Origin of the sequence: Reichenbachiella sp. (genome assembly GCF_965233835.1) — a bacterium.
In the GTDB taxonomy this organism is placed as follows: domain Bacteria; phylum Bacteroidota; class Bacteroidia; order Cytophagales; family Cyclobacteriaceae; genus Reichenbachiella.
This window is the reverse complement of the sequence record NZ_OZ247585.1, coordinates 2,835,490-2,851,587: the sequence shown is the minus strand read 5'-3', so window position 1 is coordinate 2,851,587 and position 16,098 is coordinate 2,835,490. Positions and strand designations below refer to the sequence as shown.

Sequence of the window (16,098 nt, the reverse complement as noted above, 5' to 3'; positions counted from 1 at the left end):
TACGGAAGACTTCCGATTAAGTTTACTTTTGTCTATAAAATAATCATTAAAAAAGGACAATCAATGACTGTCCTTTATAAATCTAATAGATTAGTCTTCTATTCTTGTCTCAAAGAATCTATAGGGTTCTGATTTGAGGAGCGCATAGTTTGTAATCCTACGATCCCACCAACAACGAGTACAACAACCAGCATGGATCCTATAAACATCCAAATACTTATCTCCTTTCTGTCCGCAAAATTTTGTAGCCAATAGTTTGCCGCAAAATAAGAAATCGGCCAAGAGATAAGAATAGCCAAACCGATAAGTTTGGAAACTTCGGCTGAGAGCAAATGGAACACTGCTCGAACCCCTGCCCCAAGTACTTTTCGTATGCCAATTTCTTTTTGACGTCTTCTGGCCGAATAAGTGATTAAACCTATCAATCCCAGGCTGGCAATAAAAATTGAAAGTGATGCAAAAACGAAAAGTATTTTACCTGTGGCTTCTTCCGATTTATAGAGACGTTGATACTCTTCGTCAAAAAAGAAATACTGAAACGGCTCACCTCCGGAATGTTGTTCCCATGATTCTTCAATGGCAGTCAATGTCTCTAAAATATTAGTTGTTTTATTAAGCTTCACACTAATATAGCCTTCCTGATTACCTGGATCATACTCTAATGAAACAGGCTCTACTGGCTTATGCAGAGATTCAATGTTGTAATCCTTTATTACTCCAATGATATGCAAAGGTCCATTCGCAAAAGCAGAAGTTAATGGTTGTCCAATCGGGTCATCAAATCCAAATGCCTTGGCAGCTGATTCGTTGATTACAACGGCACTTGAATCTGAAGCTATATCCTTTGCAAAGAATCTTCCGGCAACTAACTCCAACCCTATCAAATCTTTGTACTCATGTGTTACCTGATTATTTAAGAAAAGGAAAGTTTCTGTTTCGTTTTGTTTGCGATATGATCTGATTTTATATTCTTTCCCAGGAATGGTTTTTGAATTAGCGACGGCACTAATATGGGTCTGACCAAGCAAATCATTCTTAAAAGCTAGCATATGACTTCCTAACCAATCGGGTCGTTTAATCACTAGCATTTGCTCTTTGTCGAATCCCAAATTTTTAGCCAACATATAACTGATCTGATTATATACAACCAAGGTCCATACTATGATCACAATAGAAGCTGTGAATTGCAGAGTTACCAATAGATTCCTTAACCAACTTGATTTAGCTCCTGACCACTTATCACCCTTCAGCACCTGAACAGGACGGAAATTGGACAATACCAAAGAAGGATACAAACCTGCGACAATTCCAACAAATGAAGCCAACCCTACGATAAACACCCAGTTTATAGAATTAGTGAATAAGCCAATACTAAGATCCTTTCCTATCAGCGAAGTAAATGAAGGCATTGATACGGCCATAAAACCTACAGCAAGTAAAGCAGCAACAAACGAAATGATCAACGATTCAACCATGAACTGAACTACCAGCATTTGTTTGGTTGACCCAATCACCTTTCTTACTCCTACTTCTTTGGCTCTGTTTAATGAGTGGGCTGTGGCCAAATTGACAAAATTAAAAATGGCTATAAACAGGGTGACTACACCAATAATTCCATAAATGTATACATAGGTAGAATTGCCTGTCGGCTCTAACTCATTGGATGCGGTAGAACTCAGATGAATGTCCGGAATTGGAGTGAGTTGAAATCCTACAGTATTACCTGCCTTTTCCCAATCCTCTATTGCAATACCAGTATAGTATTCAATTTCGGGAGCGATAAAATCGTAGAAAATTTCTTTTGATTTGATTTCCAGCTCTGACGGATCGGAATGTTGATCCAACAGAATATAGTTGTGTACATTAGTTCCAATCCAGCGGGTGGTTGTCCCTTCTGGTCTGGAACTCATAGAGCCCATAATGTCAAATTGAATATGAGAATTTGGAGAAATATTCTCCATGACTCCAGTCACGATATAGGACACCGAATCCTCTTCGACAGATAGCAATTGCCCTAAAGCCTCTTCACCTCCAAAATACTTATTCGCATAGCGCTCTGAAAGAACAACAGATCTCGGAGATGCTAGTGCGGTTTGAGGATTCCCCTTCACTAACTTGAAGTCAAAAACACTTAAGAATGAAGAGTCTGCAAACAACATACGATCTTCAATAAACTTCCTCTTGTCTTTTCCAATAAGCACGGAACCTGCATCTAGTACCCTTGTGGCTTTTTGTACTTCGGGGTAATAGCTCAACATAGTTTTGGCCAGCGGAGCCCCGGTAGTCGCTTCATGATTAGACTTCCCTCTAATAACGGCTTTGCTACTAATGCGATAGATTCTTTCATAGTCAGAATGAAATTGATCATAGTTTATTTCATTCCAGACATAAATGGCAATAAATGAAAAACTAGCTATACCTAAGGCAAGGCCTAGTACATTCGTAAAAAAATAGCTTTTATGCTTTAAGAGATTTCTTGTAGCTGTTAAGTAATAATTCTTAAACATGATAAAATGGTTAAATTTTGAGTGAAATTGACCGAAACCGACTACTGAGGGTCTGAGCATTCTCAGCACTTCTAATCGGTAGATGCGGCGCGCTTTGGCTGCGCCATGAATATTAATATTTTCCTGAAAAGCCTCTTCTAAGTCTCCTTGTAATTCTTCGAATAGATCAGCCTTGCAAAACCATTTAAAGAGTCGAACAAACCACCTGGGCAATTGTGATGGTATCATGACAGACTCAGTTTGGGTACGAGGCTCCACATTTCTTCTCGCAGTTCTCGCGCTTGTTTGAGCGATTCTTTGCCAGTATTCGTAAGCGTGTAATAGCGTTTGCGACGACCACCACGTTCGGCTGTGGCACCACCAGTATGTGAGGTAATGAACCCCTTTTCTTCCAATCGAGAAAGTGCCGTATGCAAAGCTCCCCTACTCAGCGTACGTTTGAGCCTTGTGCTTAGCTCCTTTTGTATCTTTAAGCCATAGGCCTCATCATCCAAAATGAGAATGGATAACAATACCACTTCCTGAAACTCTCCCAGATTTGATCCTTTCATTGCTATTTGTTTCTGTTTTGAAGACCAAACGTAGTGATTATTTATTTGTTTCGTAAATGGAGATTAAATGAATGAGTTAGCAAATTTACTTTTCAAAAACCTTGAGTATTGGTATATTAGATTAACAAAACCTAATCATGACCAAAAAAGATAAACCGCAAGACATCTCCGATTCTGATATCTTCCCGATATCTAAGGATAAAATGTTTCAGTTAATTCTAGACAACATTCCTACTCGCATATTTTGGAAAAATCGAGATTCAGTATATCTCGGATCCAATCGATTATTTGCAGAAGATGCTGGCGTGGGCTCGGCCCCTGAGATATTAGGCAAGACGGATTATGATTTAGCCTGGAAAAAATCGGAAGCTGATTTTTTTGTTGAAACTGATCAGAAGGTTATGGATAGAGGTGACTCTGAACTCGGTATCATAGAACCACAAAAACACGCTGATGGGAAGGAATCATGGCTCGAAACCAATAAGGTTCCACTAAAAAATGACGAAGGCGAGGTAATTGGCATACTTGGCACCTACTCTGATATTACAGAACGAAAACAGATCTTTGAAGATCTAAAACAAAAAAACAGAGATTTAGAGTTAAAAAATAAAGAACTCGAACAATTCGCTTTCATAGCATCGCATGACTTACAAAGCCCGCTGCACACCATCATCAATTACATCGACCTATTCGAGTCGGAGAATAAAAAAGAGCTAAGCCATGAAGGGCAAATGTATTTCAATTTCATAAAAGAAGCTTCTGTTAGAATGAAGCAACTAATAACGGGCCTGCTTGAATACTCCAGAATTGGTCATGATATAAAATTGGAAACTGTCGATAGTCGCATTATTTGTGAAAATGTACTGAAAGATCTTCAGAGTTTGATACAGGAAAAAAATGCAACCATTCAGATTGACAGGTTACCAAGTGTAAAGGCTAGCCCGACTGAACTCCGCATTCTATTTCAGAACCTAATTGAAAATGCACTAAAATTTAGTAAGTCTGATGTTCCGTGTGAAATTGAAATTACTCATTCAGACAAAAACCGATACATGCAGTTCACCATTTCGGATAATGGCATTGGCATTGACCCTCAATTTGAAGATAAAATCTTCGTGATTTACCAACAGTTACACAATAGTTCAATCTATGGTGGCAACGGAATAGGTTTGGCCTATTGCAAGAAAATTTTAGATACCTTTGGAGGTAAAATTTGGTTAGACAGAAATTATAAAAACGGCGCCAAGTTTCACTTTACAATCCTTAAATAGATGAATCAAATTGACCATGTCTTATTGATTGACGATGATGTTCCTACCAACTTCATCCATGAAGTGATTCTAAAAAAAACCAACAAGTTTAAGCAAATTCACTCCGTGTTAAGTGCTTCAGAAGCTTTAAATTATCTTCAAATAAAAAGACCTAATCTTATATTTCTTGACATTAATATGCCTGCCCTATCGGGTTGGGATTTTATTGACCAGTTCAGATCTCTACCCCTAGAGCAAAAAGAAGAAATAGTAATTGTCATGGTCAGCACATCTATGGATCCCAAGGATCGACAAAGAGCTGAGGTATGTAATGAAATACAAGAATTTGTAAGTAAGCCTATCTCTGTAGAGAAAATTGAAGATATTTTAGTTTCTCATTTTTAGGCTTATTAGTCTCAACTTACTCTCGACAAACCAATTCTCAGTTCATTTAAGGAGTGTTTAGTCAACTTTTCGTTTGTGACTATTTCCGTTTCGTGGATTATATCTAACAAAAAGTCTATGAAACTAAAGCGTCCAAAATCAGAACCAAAGGTATCCGCAGGGTCCATGGCAGATATAGCGTTTCTTTTACTTATTTTCTTTCTTGTAAGTACGAGTCTCCTCCAAGACAAAGGTCTCATGCTGCAGCTTCCTCCGGATGTTGAACCAACAGAAACACCAGTCAATGAACGAAATCTTTTCAAGGTACTCATCAATTCCAAAAATGAGTATTTGATCGAAGGACAAGTAAGAACTGACCTATCCGGACTTGTTGAGGAAATCAAAACTTTTGTACAAAACCCATCCTCAAACCCTACCCTTTCTGAAAAGCCTGAAAAAGCCGTTATCTCTATCAAAGCTCAGCGTGGAGCTCATTATACCTCTTTCATATCCATTCTTGATCTCGTCAAAGAATCCTATTACCAAATGTATGGGGAACGTGTAGGGCTAACCTCTGATGAGTTCAGAAAACTGAGAAAATCAAACCCCTCTGAGTTGGCGCTGTATCAAAAAGCTAGAATAGGTCTACCAATGAACATTTCAATCGCAAATCCGGATCAAATAAAATAATTATGAAAATCAGAAAAAAAACCTCTACCACAGCTGAAATATCAACGGCTTCTATGCCAGATATCGTCTTCTTACTGTTGTTCTTTTTTATGGTCACGGCCACAATAAAGGTGAACGAAGAGCAATTAAATGTACAGACCCCAAATGCACATTCTATAACCACAGTAGACAAGAAATTCCTCATTAAAGAATTGTTTGTAGGCTTTCCCAAAGATGTTAGACTAGGTACGTCACCTAGAATTTCTGGCAACAACAAATGGGTTTCTCTAGATCAAATTGGTCAATGGGTTCAAGAACAAAAGTCCGATTTGGGAGAGGCGTACAAAGATCAACTGATCGTCATGCTTAAAGTGGATGAAAAAGTCGACATGGGACTTATTGGAGATATTCAAATGGAACTAAGAAAGAATAATGCAAGAAAAGTACTTTACCGTACTTTGGATAAGCCACAGAACTTCTAGTATTCTAATTTATTGCGATTGTTGGACCATTCTGTAAAAGCAACAAGAGCATCCTCTCTCAGCATCTGCTTGGTAAAAAGCTTGCGTTCTTTAATGGGTCGAGCCAATTCTTCATAAATAAATTGGTCATCAAAATTGATTGCTGCAGCATCAGATTTGGTATTGGCAAAATAGATTTTGTCAGGCCTGGCCCAGTATATCGCTCCCAGACACATCGGACATGGTTCACAACTAGTATAAACCTCACACCCATCGAGTTGGAAAGTTCCTAGCACTTTGCATGCTTCTCGAATAGCCACCACTTCGGCATGAGCCGTTGGGTCATTACTAGTGGTAACACGATTCGTTCCCCTTGCTATTATTTCTCCATCTTTTACAATCACTGCTCCAAACGGTCCTCCAGTATTAGACCTAACGTTCTCTACAGAAAGCCGGATAGCCTCTTGCATAAATTTTTCTTTATTAATGTCCATATGTTTTAATCTGAATATCATCAAGTTAACTCCTCTTGGTTAATTTTGCATTCAATACTTAATGATTTAAATTGAAGTAAACCTGTGCGCTTAATGTGTATACCTAACTAAACTTCGACTGTGTTAATAAGAAAGTTTATTGATCAATATTTTCTCGTTGGAATCACGACGAGCTCAGATACGACCAGGGAAAGAATCATTCTAGCCAATGTCATATTTCTAGCGGTACCTGTTGTTATTTTCATTTCTTACCTTGTTGACTTTAAGGAATTTCTGGTTCCCGCCGAAGAATTAAATTTTGACCAATTCACCAGGTTAATGTTCGGCATTGCTTCATTGATCTGTTATTTACTGAACCGCAAAGGGCTCTTCGGTATCAGTCGCTGGATCTACCTCGCTTCGTGGGTTGCTTTTTGGCTTGTTTTAGACCCTGTCATTCAAGGCACCTCATCCGACTACTATTTTCACTTTGACTTAAGTATCATAGGATTGTCTCTTGTTACCCAGATTTTAGTCTCTTATAAGCGCGAGCCGATTGTTTTTACCACAGCCATGGTCTTCAGTCTTGTTTGCATCTTTTTTCAGCAATCCTACTTACTTTACTTTGATAGTAATGAACAAACCGCAGATGTACTATTAGACAACGTTTATACCTACCAGACCTCCATCTACTATTGGGCGATATTCAATCTAATCATTGGTTATCTGCTATACATCTATGAGAAGGCAAACATTCATTTGGCTGAAAACAATAAAAAATTAGATCAGCTTACCATCAATCTAGAGGAAGTGGTAGCGGAACGGACCGAGGATTTACAAATCAAACAACAGGAGCTTATCGCTATAGCCAACCAACTAAAGGAAAGCCAAGTAAAGTACAGAAAACTGTTTACCAATAGTTTTGAAGCAATTGCTCAACTTGAGCTGAACCCACCACTAGATACAAGGCTGCCAAAAAATGCGCAAATCGAGTATCTGATTGACAACCTTAAACTGGTAGAATGTAACGATGTGTTTGCTCAACTTTATCTGGAGAAAGATCCAGAAGAACTCGTTGGAAAAGAGTTGGCATTCATCATGGACCATAATGAATCCATATCCAACCTCCTGGAAGCTTATATAGAGCAGGGTTATAGATTGGATAGCATTACCATGCAAGAGTCTATTCATGATACAGATCGGTGGTTTATAAGCCATATCACCTCTCATATCGAAGAAAACAAAGTTCACTGGCTGTGGCTCAACAAACTAGATATCACGGAAAAAAGTAAACAAGATAAGGAGCGGAAAATTCTGTTGAACAACCTTGAAGAATATGCCTTTCAAACTTCGCATGAATTGAGAGGTCCATTATCGAGACTTCTAGGATTAACAAGCTTGCTGCTCAATAAAAATGCTTTTGACCAAGAAGAGCTTCCAGAAATGCTGAAGCACATCAACGATACTTCTCTGGAAATTGACGATGTAATCAAAATGATGAATCAGGTCCTTTCCAGCAGCCAATACGAAAGTAAACTCACCAAAAGTAGAACGTCTAACGAGTAAGAAGATTAGTCATTGGCAATGAGTGTTTCATAATAATTTATAACTTCGAATACCAAATTTGACTTATATGAAGCACCTAACATTTTTCATTCTATCTCTTATATTTTTAGCTCAACCATTAGTAGCACAATTCAAGCTCGGAAAGCTAAAAATAGACGACCTGGTAAAAAAGGAACACCTCGAAGCAGCTAACACGCTACTGGGTACGGACAATGAAGTCGCCAAACTAAAGGCAGAGCAGTTAAAAAAAGACACTTCATTCTATAATTATATCTTTTCTCAGGGCAACAGAGCTTCATTTTTTGCCAACCGAGATAGTCAGGAAAGTTTGCTTTATACCTTAGGGTCTGACTATAGTGAAGATGGAGAACCTATAGAACCCGAAGTTTATGAGAAAATTTTTGAATTGAACCGTACAGCTGAATTTTCCATCTACATCCATCCGGAGATTGCGACATACAAATTTTTAGAAGCGATTGACTTGTTTACCAACAATGAGAGCTTCAACCAAATCTCTTTGGACTCCGCATTTGATATTAGGCAAATGCTTGATATGGATACGGTTTCTCTTGAAGAAAAATATGCTGTGGGCAAAACCATGGCCAATATAGCGATTACCATGCATGCAGAGGGCAAGTACAACCTTTCAGAAGGTCTAATGAAAGAAACCATTAATTATTTCCAAGAAGAGATTGGAACAGAATCGATTGGTCTTGCCTCGCTTTACAACAACTATGCAGTGATCCTACAATCTCAGGGAAAGTACACATCATCAGAAGAGTATTTTCAGAAATCAGAAAGTTTGCTAGAAAAACATGATAAGAAGAACTCTTTATCGCATGCCATCATGACGAGTAACCTGGCGCTATACTACAACGAAATTGGTCAGAGTGAAGAAGCTGAAAATTCGATCTCTCAGGCAATGACCCTGGCTGGTGACGAACTTAGATCCAAAGGACGCGACAACGTAAGCTTTAAGATCAACCAAGGCCTAATCTTCTATAGTTCAGGAAAATACGAAGAAGCCGAAAGTATTTTCAGCGAAATTCTCGAATTGAAAAGAAAGCGAATGGCTAGAAATCAAACAGATTATGCCAATGTTGAGAACTACTTGGCCAGTGTACTCATGGAGTCGGGAAAATTGGATCAGGTGCAAACGCTGCTTGAAGATGCACTCAAAATATTTGCCCAAAAATATGACAAACAACATCCGGCCTATATCAAAACCAGCCACAACTTAGGTAAGTTTCATTTACACCAAGGCAACTTCCAAGAAGCGCATAACACCCTAACAGAAGTCAACAATTCCTACGAACAGTATTTTGGCACTAAGCACCCAGACTACCTTAGATCACTCGAAGACTTGGCTGTAATAGACTGGAAGCAAGGAAATTACACCAAGGCCAATGAGCGATTTAAGAAGGTGATCACCTCCAATCTGGATATTGTGGAGGAAAATTTTGCTGCGATGAGCGAATATGAAAAAGGACAGTATTGGACACAAATCAGACCGTCTATTTTGAAGTTTTTCAACTACGCCTGTGAACGTGGCTCAGAAGACCCAGCCTTGCTTTCTGAGATGTATAATATACAGCTGAAAACGAAGGGTATTTTGTTTAGTGCTTCTACCAAGATGAGAGATGAAATTTTGAGTAGTGATGATGAAAATCTAAAAAGTCTCTACTTGAACTGGCAACGAGCCAAAGAAGACCTGCTTTTGTATTATACCTATTCGAAAACGCAACTTGATGAGATGAAAATTGATTTGGCCGCAGCTGAGCAAAACGCCAATCAGTTGGAAAAAGAGCTAAACAGAAGTTCATCCAGCTTTTCTTCCGCCAACAGACTCCCAAGTGCTACACTAGACGATATCAAATCTAAGCTCGGACCTACTGACGTAGCTATTGAAGTAATCGGCTTCCCTAGCTTCGGTAATAGCTTCAACAATGAAAAAAAATACGCTTTTCTTATAGCTGACCCCAATGCCGTACATCCTACCCTTAGCCTTATCGACAATGGAAATGAGTTGGATGGTAAATATGCGAAAGGCTACAGAAATATGATTCGCTTAAAAATAGACAATCCAATACTCTATGAAAAATATTGGCAAGCAGTAGACAAAAGACTGGGAGGCGTAAAGAATGTACACTTGTCTTTGGATGGGGTGTATTTTCAAGTCAATATCAGCGCATTGAGAAAGCCAGACCAAACTTTTGTGTCCGATGGCATGAATTTCCACCTTTATTCAAGCACGAGAGAATTACTAAATCAATCTTCTGAACTGACTAGCAAAAAAGCCGATTTCTTTGGTTATCCCAACTATGGAACTCAAGGACTGTTGGCGGCTTTACCCGGTACCAAGGCAGAAATTGAAACCATCAGTCAAATAACAAAATCTAAAGGCTATCAGATAGACACCTATTTGCAAGACAACGCCTCTGAAGCTAATTTCAAGAAGATTAATTCCCCTTCATTGTTACACGTGGCGACTCACGGATTTTTCCTTCCAGAAGAAAATACTTCAAACGAGAAAGTTCTGGGTATTGAAGTTAGTCAAGCCAAAGCCAACCCATTGCTTAGGTCAGGGCTGATGCTCGCTAATGCTGAAAGCGCTATGCGATCAACTGATTATGAGAACGACAATGAAACGGGCAAGACCGACAACGGTATTCTAACGGCTTACGAGGTACTCACGTTAGATTTAAAAGACACCGACCTTGTAGTACTCAGCGCCTGCGAAACTGGTCTGGGTGAAATTAAGTCTGGGGAAGGCGTATATGGCCTTCAGCGAGCTTTTCAGGTAGCAGGTGCAGAATCCGTCATAATGAGTCTCTGGAAGGTCAGTGATGAAGCAACTAAAAACCTCATGACCTATTTTTACAGCGAATGGATGGGCGGAAAGAATAAAAATGAAGCTTTTATCGCCGCTCAAAAGAGGCTCAGACAGGATTTTCCAGAACCTTACTACTGGGGCGCTTTTGTCTTGCTAAACTAAGCTACTAACTTCGGCGTCTTTTATTTTGATTTTTGTCTCCTCTGGTCTTAGGCTTTTTGTGTTTGGAGGCCAGTTTTCTTTTGTAAGATCCACCGAGATTTATCTTCTTGTTTTTATCTTTTTTTTCAGCATCTGGTACTACAATTTTCCTGGGTTTAGTATTTCTATTGTAGTTACTCTCGGCAATTTTAGGCCTTTCTTCCGCAATCAGTTCATTCGTAATTTCCACTTCCTCAGGAAACTGTACTGATGGAATTTGATAATCCATTAAAGACTCAATAGCCTCTTTTTGTTCCTTTTCTTTTTCTGTAAAAAACAAAATGGATTTCCCCAACTCCTCTGCCCTTCCTGTACGCCCAATACGGTGCATATAGTTCTCTGGGTAATTTGGCACATCAAAATTGATGACATGAGACACCTTATCCAAATCCAAGCCTCGAGCGATCACATCAGTCGCAATTAAAATACGCTTGCTGCCTTCATCAAATTCTTCTACCGATCGTAACCGGTAGTTTTGTGATTTGTTAGAATGAATAATACACACCTGAGCACCAAACGAGTCCTCAACCGCTTCGAATAAACGATCGGCCAACTTTTTGTTGGATATAAAAACAACCACTTTATGATACTCATTTCTATCCTCTAGTATGTGGTTCAATAACCTCGTTTTTGTATGAAAGTTTTTCACGGCATAGCAGGACTGTTTGATGTTATCCAGAGGAGTACCGCTCACTGCCACTTCAATCTTTTCAGGGGTAGTAAAGAAATCGTCAATTAATGCATCTACTTCTTCTGTCATCGTAGCCGAAAACATGATATTTTGTCTTCTCACTGGAAGCAATTCGAACAGGTTGGTCAACTGTACTCTAAATCCCAAATCGAGCATAACATCCACTTCATCAATCACCAACTTAGAAATATCTCGGGGTTGCAGTGCCCGGTTAATGATCAGATCATACAACCGTCCTGGAGTAGCCACCACAATATCCTGTCCTTCAGAAAGTTCCGATTTTTGAACGCGAATATTTGATTCTCCAAATACACCCAGAACTCTAACATTGATATACTTGGCCAAAAGTTCAATTTGCTCTACGACCTGAGTAACTAACTCCCGAGTAGGTACCAAGATCAATATCCTTGGATGCTGTTGTTTAGAGAACTTCAACTCTTGAAGCAATGGCAACATATAGGCATAGGTCTTTCCTGTACCCGTTTGAGAAATCCCTACCATATCCTTTCCTGAAAGTATCACTGGATAGGCCTGAATCTGAATGGGTGTAGGCTCTTCGAACCCTAAATCAGCAATAACATTTTTAAGCGGGTTTTTAAGTTGAAGGGAATCGAAAGTCTGCATGCCATTGAATTTTCTACAAAGCTAGATATAATATCAATGACTGAAAGCGGCTTTCGAGAGATTGTCATTCTTTCCTTTTGATTAACTTTGGCAGGTAGTAAAAACATTTGCTTTTGAATTTGTCGCTTATGAAATCATTCAAATATTTAGTTGGTGCACTTATCACTTGTGGTACTTTTCTATCGTGTAGTGAGGAAGATGGATCAGTCCTCGATCAGCTTACTGGCCTCACTCCTGCCAACGATGTGAAACTTGGTCAATCTGTTGTAGCACAAATAGCTGCCGACCCAACAAATTATCCTGTACTTTCAGATACAGAATACCCCGAAGCATATGCATACATACGCAGTATGACTGAGGCTATTGTTGCAAGTGATGACGTGAAGTACAAGGATCTATTTCAGTACGATGAAGTAAAGATCATTGATCAAGATGTGCTGAATGCATTTGCTACACCAGGTGGTTACATCTATGTCTATACAGGACTCATTAAATATTTAGATAAAGCAGATGACCTAGCAGGTGTGATGGGACATGAAATTGCTCATGCATCCGAAAGGCATTCGAGTGATCAGATGAAACAACAATTGGGCTTACAACTACTCTCTCAGGTTATCTTTGGCCAGGCTAGCGATACACAGCTTGCTCAAATGGCATCAGGCTTCTTTTCATTAAAGTTCAGCAGAGAAGATGAGGCAGATTCTGATGAGCATTCAGTTATCTATTTACAGGATACTGATTATGCCTGTAATGGAGCTGCTACATTCTTTGAGAAGTTGACCGAATCTGGTCAAAGCAGTGGACCTGAATGGTTAAGCACCCACCCTTCTCCAGACTCAAGAGTGGCAGACATAAACACCAAAGCTGATGACCTAGGCTGCAGCAAGGATGCTGTTGTAGAGACAGGTATGACCTACGCCGAGTTTCAAGCAAGCTTACCTTAAAAACTAAAGAGATAGCCTTCATAGTCCGACTATCTCTTTAGCAATAAGTTTACCTCACAATGATTCGCCTGGAGGTCTGATTATCCCCGCTGGTAACTTTTAATTCATACAGCCCGGATTCCCAACCAGTTAAATCAATGTTACTGATCAGCAAATTGCCGGTAGTTTCGTACTCTTCTTCGTACACTTTCTGCCCCATTTTATCATACATCGTCAGCTGAACATCTGAATCCGATGACTCCACACGAATGTTTAATTGACCGGAAGCTGGATTTGGATAGGCTTTAAGTCTTATTCTAGTATAACATGGTCGACCTCTACCTCTTTTGATTTTTCGGATGTTACCCACGCCACTGAATTCAGAAACATACAGCGTATTTCCCGACCTATTAGATATTATTCCTGCAGGAAAACCAAAGGTCGCTTCAGATAATGGTCCATCGGTATCTCCATAGGTACTACCAGCGAAAACTTCTACATCATCTATTCTGCGTGGATTGATTCTGTATATCTTGTTTTCTCCGTAAACCGTGCCATATAAATAACCTTGTGCATAGGCTATAAAAGCAAGAAAGGGAACAAAGTTATCCGGAGCAGGCACAGTAGCTACATATTCTAAATCGCCGCGCCTTGTCAATCTATAAATCTCTCGATCTAAATAGTCTCCTATATAGAGCGTCCCTCCCGGGCCGTAAGCGAGTCCTACTCCCAAATTGATAGGGGCTCCCTGGTGCAAAACATTTATACTCCCATCAGGAGATAATTCTGCAATCATATTGTTGGCCTCATCATTGAAATCTGCAGTTGTGAATATAACATTGTCACTACGGTATGCACTAATCATTCCTGAAGGAAACCCATCAATGGGATAAGTCTGAAGGAGATTGCCATCAATATCATACTTATGGATGGCTGATCCACTGTACTCTGCCACATAAAGATTATCATGACTATCAAAAGCAAGCCCATTAGGATTACTCAAGCCAGTTACAAAAGCACTTACTTCTCCAGACGGAGTGATTTTGTATACAGTGCTGCCCGCAAAGTTAGACCCGTACAAATTGCCTTCTGAATCAAAAGCGAGTGCATCGTCTACATCTGCATCAGGCGAATTTAAAAAAGTGGAGACTGTGTAATTAAGTCCTCCGGGGTGTCTCATATGTTGAGCGTATCCCAAGAAGGAAACAGCCACCAACAAAATGGTAGAAATAGTTTTCATGGTTAAATAGTTTATGGTTTTAAAAAGTATTGAAAATCTGGAAACAGGAAAGCTCCAGAGAAAGTCATGTTTTGATGTGCATAAGGTCGGTTTTGGTTTATTTCAAATCTAAATTCTCACTTAGTAAAACAGGAATATTTCAATGGCCATTGCACTTATATGTTATCAAATAACATTTCCTTTTAAAAAATAATACTACAGGATCAGGTTATTGGTGGGCTAAATTGATACTAACTTTAAACTATGAAATTTGGAAGTGTAGAAAACCCAGAGGACTTTGACTTCAATTTGCCAGCTGATGATCCGGAAAACAAAAGAATCTTATCAAAGAATAAAGATGGATTGAATCAAATTTATGTGGGCTGTGCAAAATGGAATCGACAGGACTTAAAAGGGTTTTATCCTCGGGGCACTAAGGATGAACTGGCTTATTATGCAACTCAGTTTAATAGTATTGAACTAAATGCCACTTTTTATCGTGTGTTTCCAAATGAACAATCAGTCAAATGGTCACAAAAAACGCCGGAGGACTTTAAATTCTTTCCCAAAGTTCCCCAATCCATTAGTCACTTTCAACGACTAAACAACTGCGAAACGCTTGTCGCCGAATACTGTGACAGTATTGCCGGATTTGGCAACAAACTAGGGATGCCATTTCTCCAAATGCCTGACAATTTCGCTCCTAAAAATTGGGATCGACTGGAAGAATTTGTTTGCCATTGGCCAACAGGTATCCCGTTAGCCCTGGAATTGAGACATACAGAATGGTACAACGACGATAGTATTAGCACCAAACTATATGAGTTACTAGAGGCGAAAAACGTTGTGAATATTATTACCGATACGGCTGGCAGAAGGGATTTGCTTCACATGCGACTAACAAGTCCAATTGCATTCGTCCGATATGTGGGAGCCAATCACGCTTCGGACTATAACAGATTAGACGATTGGGTAAAGCGAATCAAACAATGGAAATCTAAAGGTTTAAAAGAATTATACTTCTTTGTACATCAAAACTTAGAAAAAGAGTCTCCATTGTTATCCACTCATTTCATCCAACGCTTAAATAAAGAACTTGGTACTTCAGTGAGAGGGCCAAATATAATAGCATAAAAAAAGCGAGTTCTATTGAACTCGCTTGTCTCTTTGTATGATATCAAAAGAAAGGATTAACCCAAAACTTTTACGTTTACTGCGTTGATTCCTTTTTTACCTCTTTCGGTGTCAAATTCAACTTCGTCATTCTCTCTGATTTCATCCACTAGACCAGAAGTGTGAACAAAAATGTCGTCTCCTCCATCTGATGGCTTAATGAAACCAAATCCTTTGGCGTCATTGAAAAATTTTACTGTTCCTTGCATTGTTTATTAAATTATTAAAAAAAATCTTTGTTTAAGTTGTAGCTAAAGGTTCTTTAATCCTTCTTATCTTCTTTCTTTTCTTCTTTAGGTTCAGGTGGTTCAGATAGAATATTTCCAAACTCATCTACGTAAGCCATCATATCTGATAAATCACCTCCTTTATTGTTATTTTCTTGTCTTTCCTTTCGTCGCTCCTCTTTTTCCTTCTTCTTAAGCATTTTTTTCTTGGCCTTCTGATTCTTGATGAAGCTATTCTGGGATTTTGACATATCTTATATTTACATTTTAATAAATGAGCATTTTACCCATTCAAGGAAGAAATAAAATCAAAACGGATAAGCCTAAATATTTGCAGAAAGGACAA

The 16,098-nt window shown here is 39.0% G+C and carries 15 protein-coding genes; 8 read left to right on the top strand and 7 right to left on the bottom strand.

Annotated features, from left to right (window positions below; translation table 11 throughout):
• Positions 1-98: 98 nt before the first annotated feature.
• Entirely contained in the window at positions 99-2,735 is a 2,637-nt protein-coding gene (locus tag ACO6S2_RS12040) for an ABC transporter permease (RefSeq protein ID WP_422358801.1), read from the bottom strand.
• Positions 2,732-3,058, bottom strand: coding sequence for a PadR family transcriptional regulator (locus tag ACO6S2_RS12035; protein WP_422358800.1), 327 nt, complete (start codon positions 3,056-3,058; stop codon positions 2,732-2,734). The genes ACO6S2_RS12040 and ACO6S2_RS12035 overlap by 4 nt, the downstream gene beginning before the upstream one ends.
• A gap of 137 nt (positions 3,059-3,195) precedes the next feature.
• On the opposite strand from ACO6S2_RS12035, the gene ACO6S2_RS12030 reads away from it, so the two are divergent.
• The 4 genes from ACO6S2_RS12030 (at position 3,196) to ACO6S2_RS12015 (ending at position 5,843) form a co-directional block, all read left to right on the top strand.
• Positions 3,196-4,329, top strand: coding sequence for a sensor histidine kinase (locus ACO6S2_RS12030; protein WP_422358799.1), 1,134 nt, complete (start codon positions 3,196-3,198; stop codon positions 4,327-4,329).
• Positions 4,330-4,713: a response regulator gene (locus ACO6S2_RS12025; protein ID WP_422358798.1), complete on the top strand. Its 384-nt coding sequence runs from the start codon at positions 4,330-4,332 to the stop codon at positions 4,711-4,713. It abuts the gene before it with no gap.
• A 117-nt stretch (positions 4,714-4,830) separates the two neighbouring features.
• Positions 4,831-5,382 (top strand): ExbD/TolR family protein, encoded by a 552-nt coding sequence (locus tag ACO6S2_RS12020; RefSeq protein ID WP_422358797.1) that lies wholly within the window; start codon positions 4,831-4,833, stop codon positions 5,380-5,382.
• A gap of 2 nt (positions 5,383-5,384) precedes the next feature.
• On the top strand, positions 5,385-5,843 hold the full coding sequence (locus ACO6S2_RS12015; protein WP_422358796.1) for an ExbD/TolR family protein: 459 nt from the start codon (positions 5,385-5,387) through the stop codon (positions 5,841-5,843).
• Here ACO6S2_RS12015 and ACO6S2_RS12010 read toward each other — a convergent pair.
• Positions 5,840-6,316, bottom strand: a complete 477-nt coding sequence (locus tag ACO6S2_RS12010) for a nucleoside deaminase (protein WP_422358795.1) — start codon at positions 6,314-6,316, stop codon at positions 5,840-5,842. The genes ACO6S2_RS12015 and ACO6S2_RS12010 overlap by 4 nt on opposite strands.
• A gap of 120 nt (positions 6,317-6,436) precedes the next feature.
• Here ACO6S2_RS12010 and ACO6S2_RS12005 point away from each other — a divergent pair, with 120 nt between their 5' ends.
• Both ACO6S2_RS12005 and ACO6S2_RS12000 read left to right on the top strand, forming a co-directional pair.
• Positions 6,437-7,861, top strand: a complete 1,425-nt coding sequence (locus ACO6S2_RS12005; RefSeq protein ID WP_422358794.1) for a hypothetical protein — start codon at positions 6,437-6,439, stop codon at positions 7,859-7,861.
• A gap of 67 nt (positions 7,862-7,928) precedes the next feature.
• Positions 7,929-10,856 carry a CHAT domain-containing protein gene (locus ACO6S2_RS12000; RefSeq protein WP_422358793.1) on the top strand — a complete coding sequence of 976 codons (2,928 nt, stop codon included), beginning with the start codon at positions 7,929-7,931 and terminating at the stop codon, positions 10,854-10,856.
• 4 nt (positions 10,857-10,860) lie between these two features.
• Here the strand turns inward: ACO6S2_RS12000 and ACO6S2_RS11995 are convergent, their stop codons facing one another.
• Positions 10,861-12,210: a DEAD/DEAH box helicase gene (locus ACO6S2_RS11995; protein WP_422358792.1), complete on the bottom strand. Its 1,350-nt coding sequence runs from the start codon at positions 12,208-12,210 to the stop codon at positions 10,861-10,863.
• Between the two features lie 128 nt (positions 12,211-12,338).
• Here ACO6S2_RS11995 and ACO6S2_RS11990 point away from each other — a divergent pair, with 128 nt between their 5' ends.
• Entirely contained in the window at positions 12,339-13,154 is an 816-nt protein-coding gene (locus ACO6S2_RS11990; RefSeq protein ID WP_422358791.1) for a M48 family metalloprotease, read from the top strand.
• 49 nt (positions 13,155-13,203) lie between these two features.
• On the opposite strand, the gene ACO6S2_RS11985 is transcribed toward ACO6S2_RS11990, so the two are convergent.
• Entirely contained in the window at positions 13,204-14,373 is a 1,170-nt protein-coding gene (locus ACO6S2_RS11985; protein WP_422358790.1) for a T9SS type A sorting domain-containing protein, read from the bottom strand.
• Positions 14,374-14,616: 243 nt separating this feature from the next.
• Here ACO6S2_RS11985 and ACO6S2_RS11980 point away from each other — a divergent pair, with 243 nt between their 5' ends.
• Positions 14,617-15,486: a DUF72 domain-containing protein gene (locus ACO6S2_RS11980; RefSeq protein WP_422358789.1), complete on the top strand. Its 870-nt coding sequence runs from the start codon at positions 14,617-14,619 to the stop codon at positions 15,484-15,486.
• Positions 15,487-15,542: 56 nt separating this feature from the next.
• Here the strand turns inward: ACO6S2_RS11980 and ACO6S2_RS11975 are convergent, their stop codons facing one another.
• Both ACO6S2_RS11975 and ACO6S2_RS11970 read right to left on the bottom strand, forming a co-directional pair.
• Positions 15,543-15,734 (bottom strand): cold-shock protein, encoded by a 192-nt coding sequence (locus ACO6S2_RS11975; RefSeq protein WP_084370440.1) that lies wholly within the window; start codon positions 15,732-15,734, stop codon positions 15,543-15,545.
• A 53-nt stretch (positions 15,735-15,787) separates the two neighbouring features.
• A complete protein-coding gene (locus ACO6S2_RS11970; RefSeq protein ID WP_422358788.1) occupies positions 15,788-16,003 on the bottom strand; it encodes a cold-shock protein in 216 nt (71 codons plus the stop codon).
• Positions 16,004-16,098 lie beyond the last annotated feature (95 nt).

Coding starts and splice junctions, on each gene's coding strand:
- ACO6S2_RS12010 (WP_422358795.1), bottom strand. CDS start 6,316: ATGGACATTAATAAAGAAAAATTTATGCAAGAGGCTATCCGGCTTTCT.
- ACO6S2_RS11985 (WP_422358790.1), bottom strand. CDS start 14,373: ATGAAAACTATTTCTACCATTTTGTTGGTGGCTGTTTCCTTCTTGGGA.
- ACO6S2_RS12040 (WP_422358801.1), bottom strand. CDS start 2,735: ATGATACCATCACAATTGCCCAGGTGGTTTGTTCGACTCTTTAAATGG.
- ACO6S2_RS11970 (WP_422358788.1), bottom strand. CDS start 16,003: ATGTCAAAATCCCAGAATAGCTTCATCAAGAATCAGAAGGCCAAGAAA.
- ACO6S2_RS11995 (WP_422358792.1), bottom strand. CDS start 12,210: ATGCAGACTTTCGATTCCCTTCAACTTAAAAACCCGCTTAAAAATGTT.
- ACO6S2_RS12015 (WP_422358796.1), top strand. CDS start 5,385: ATGAAAATCAGAAAAAAAACCTCTACCACAGCTGAAATATCAACGGCT.
- ACO6S2_RS11990 (WP_422358791.1), top strand. CDS start 12,339: ATGAAATCATTCAAATATTTAGTTGGTGCACTTATCACTTGTGGTACT.
- ACO6S2_RS12030 (WP_422358799.1), top strand. CDS start 3,196: ATGACCAAAAAAGATAAACCGCAAGACATCTCCGATTCTGATATCTTC.
- ACO6S2_RS11980 (WP_422358789.1), top strand. CDS start 14,617: ATGAAATTTGGAAGTGTAGAAAACCCAGAGGACTTTGACTTCAATTTG.
- ACO6S2_RS12025 (WP_422358798.1), top strand. CDS start 4,330: ATGAATCAAATTGACCATGTCTTATTGATTGACGATGATGTTCCTACC.
- ACO6S2_RS12020 (WP_422358797.1), top strand. CDS start 4,831: ATGAAACTAAAGCGTCCAAAATCAGAACCAAAGGTATCCGCAGGGTCC.
- ACO6S2_RS12000 (WP_422358793.1), top strand. CDS start 7,929: ATGAAGCACCTAACATTTTTCATTCTATCTCTTATATTTTTAGCTCAA.
- ACO6S2_RS12035 (WP_422358800.1), bottom strand. CDS start 3,058: ATGAAAGGATCAAATCTGGGAGAGTTTCAGGAAGTGGTATTGTTATCC.
- ACO6S2_RS11975 (WP_084370440.1), bottom strand. CDS start 15,734: ATGCAAGGAACAGTAAAATTTTTCAATGACGCCAAAGGATTTGGTTTC.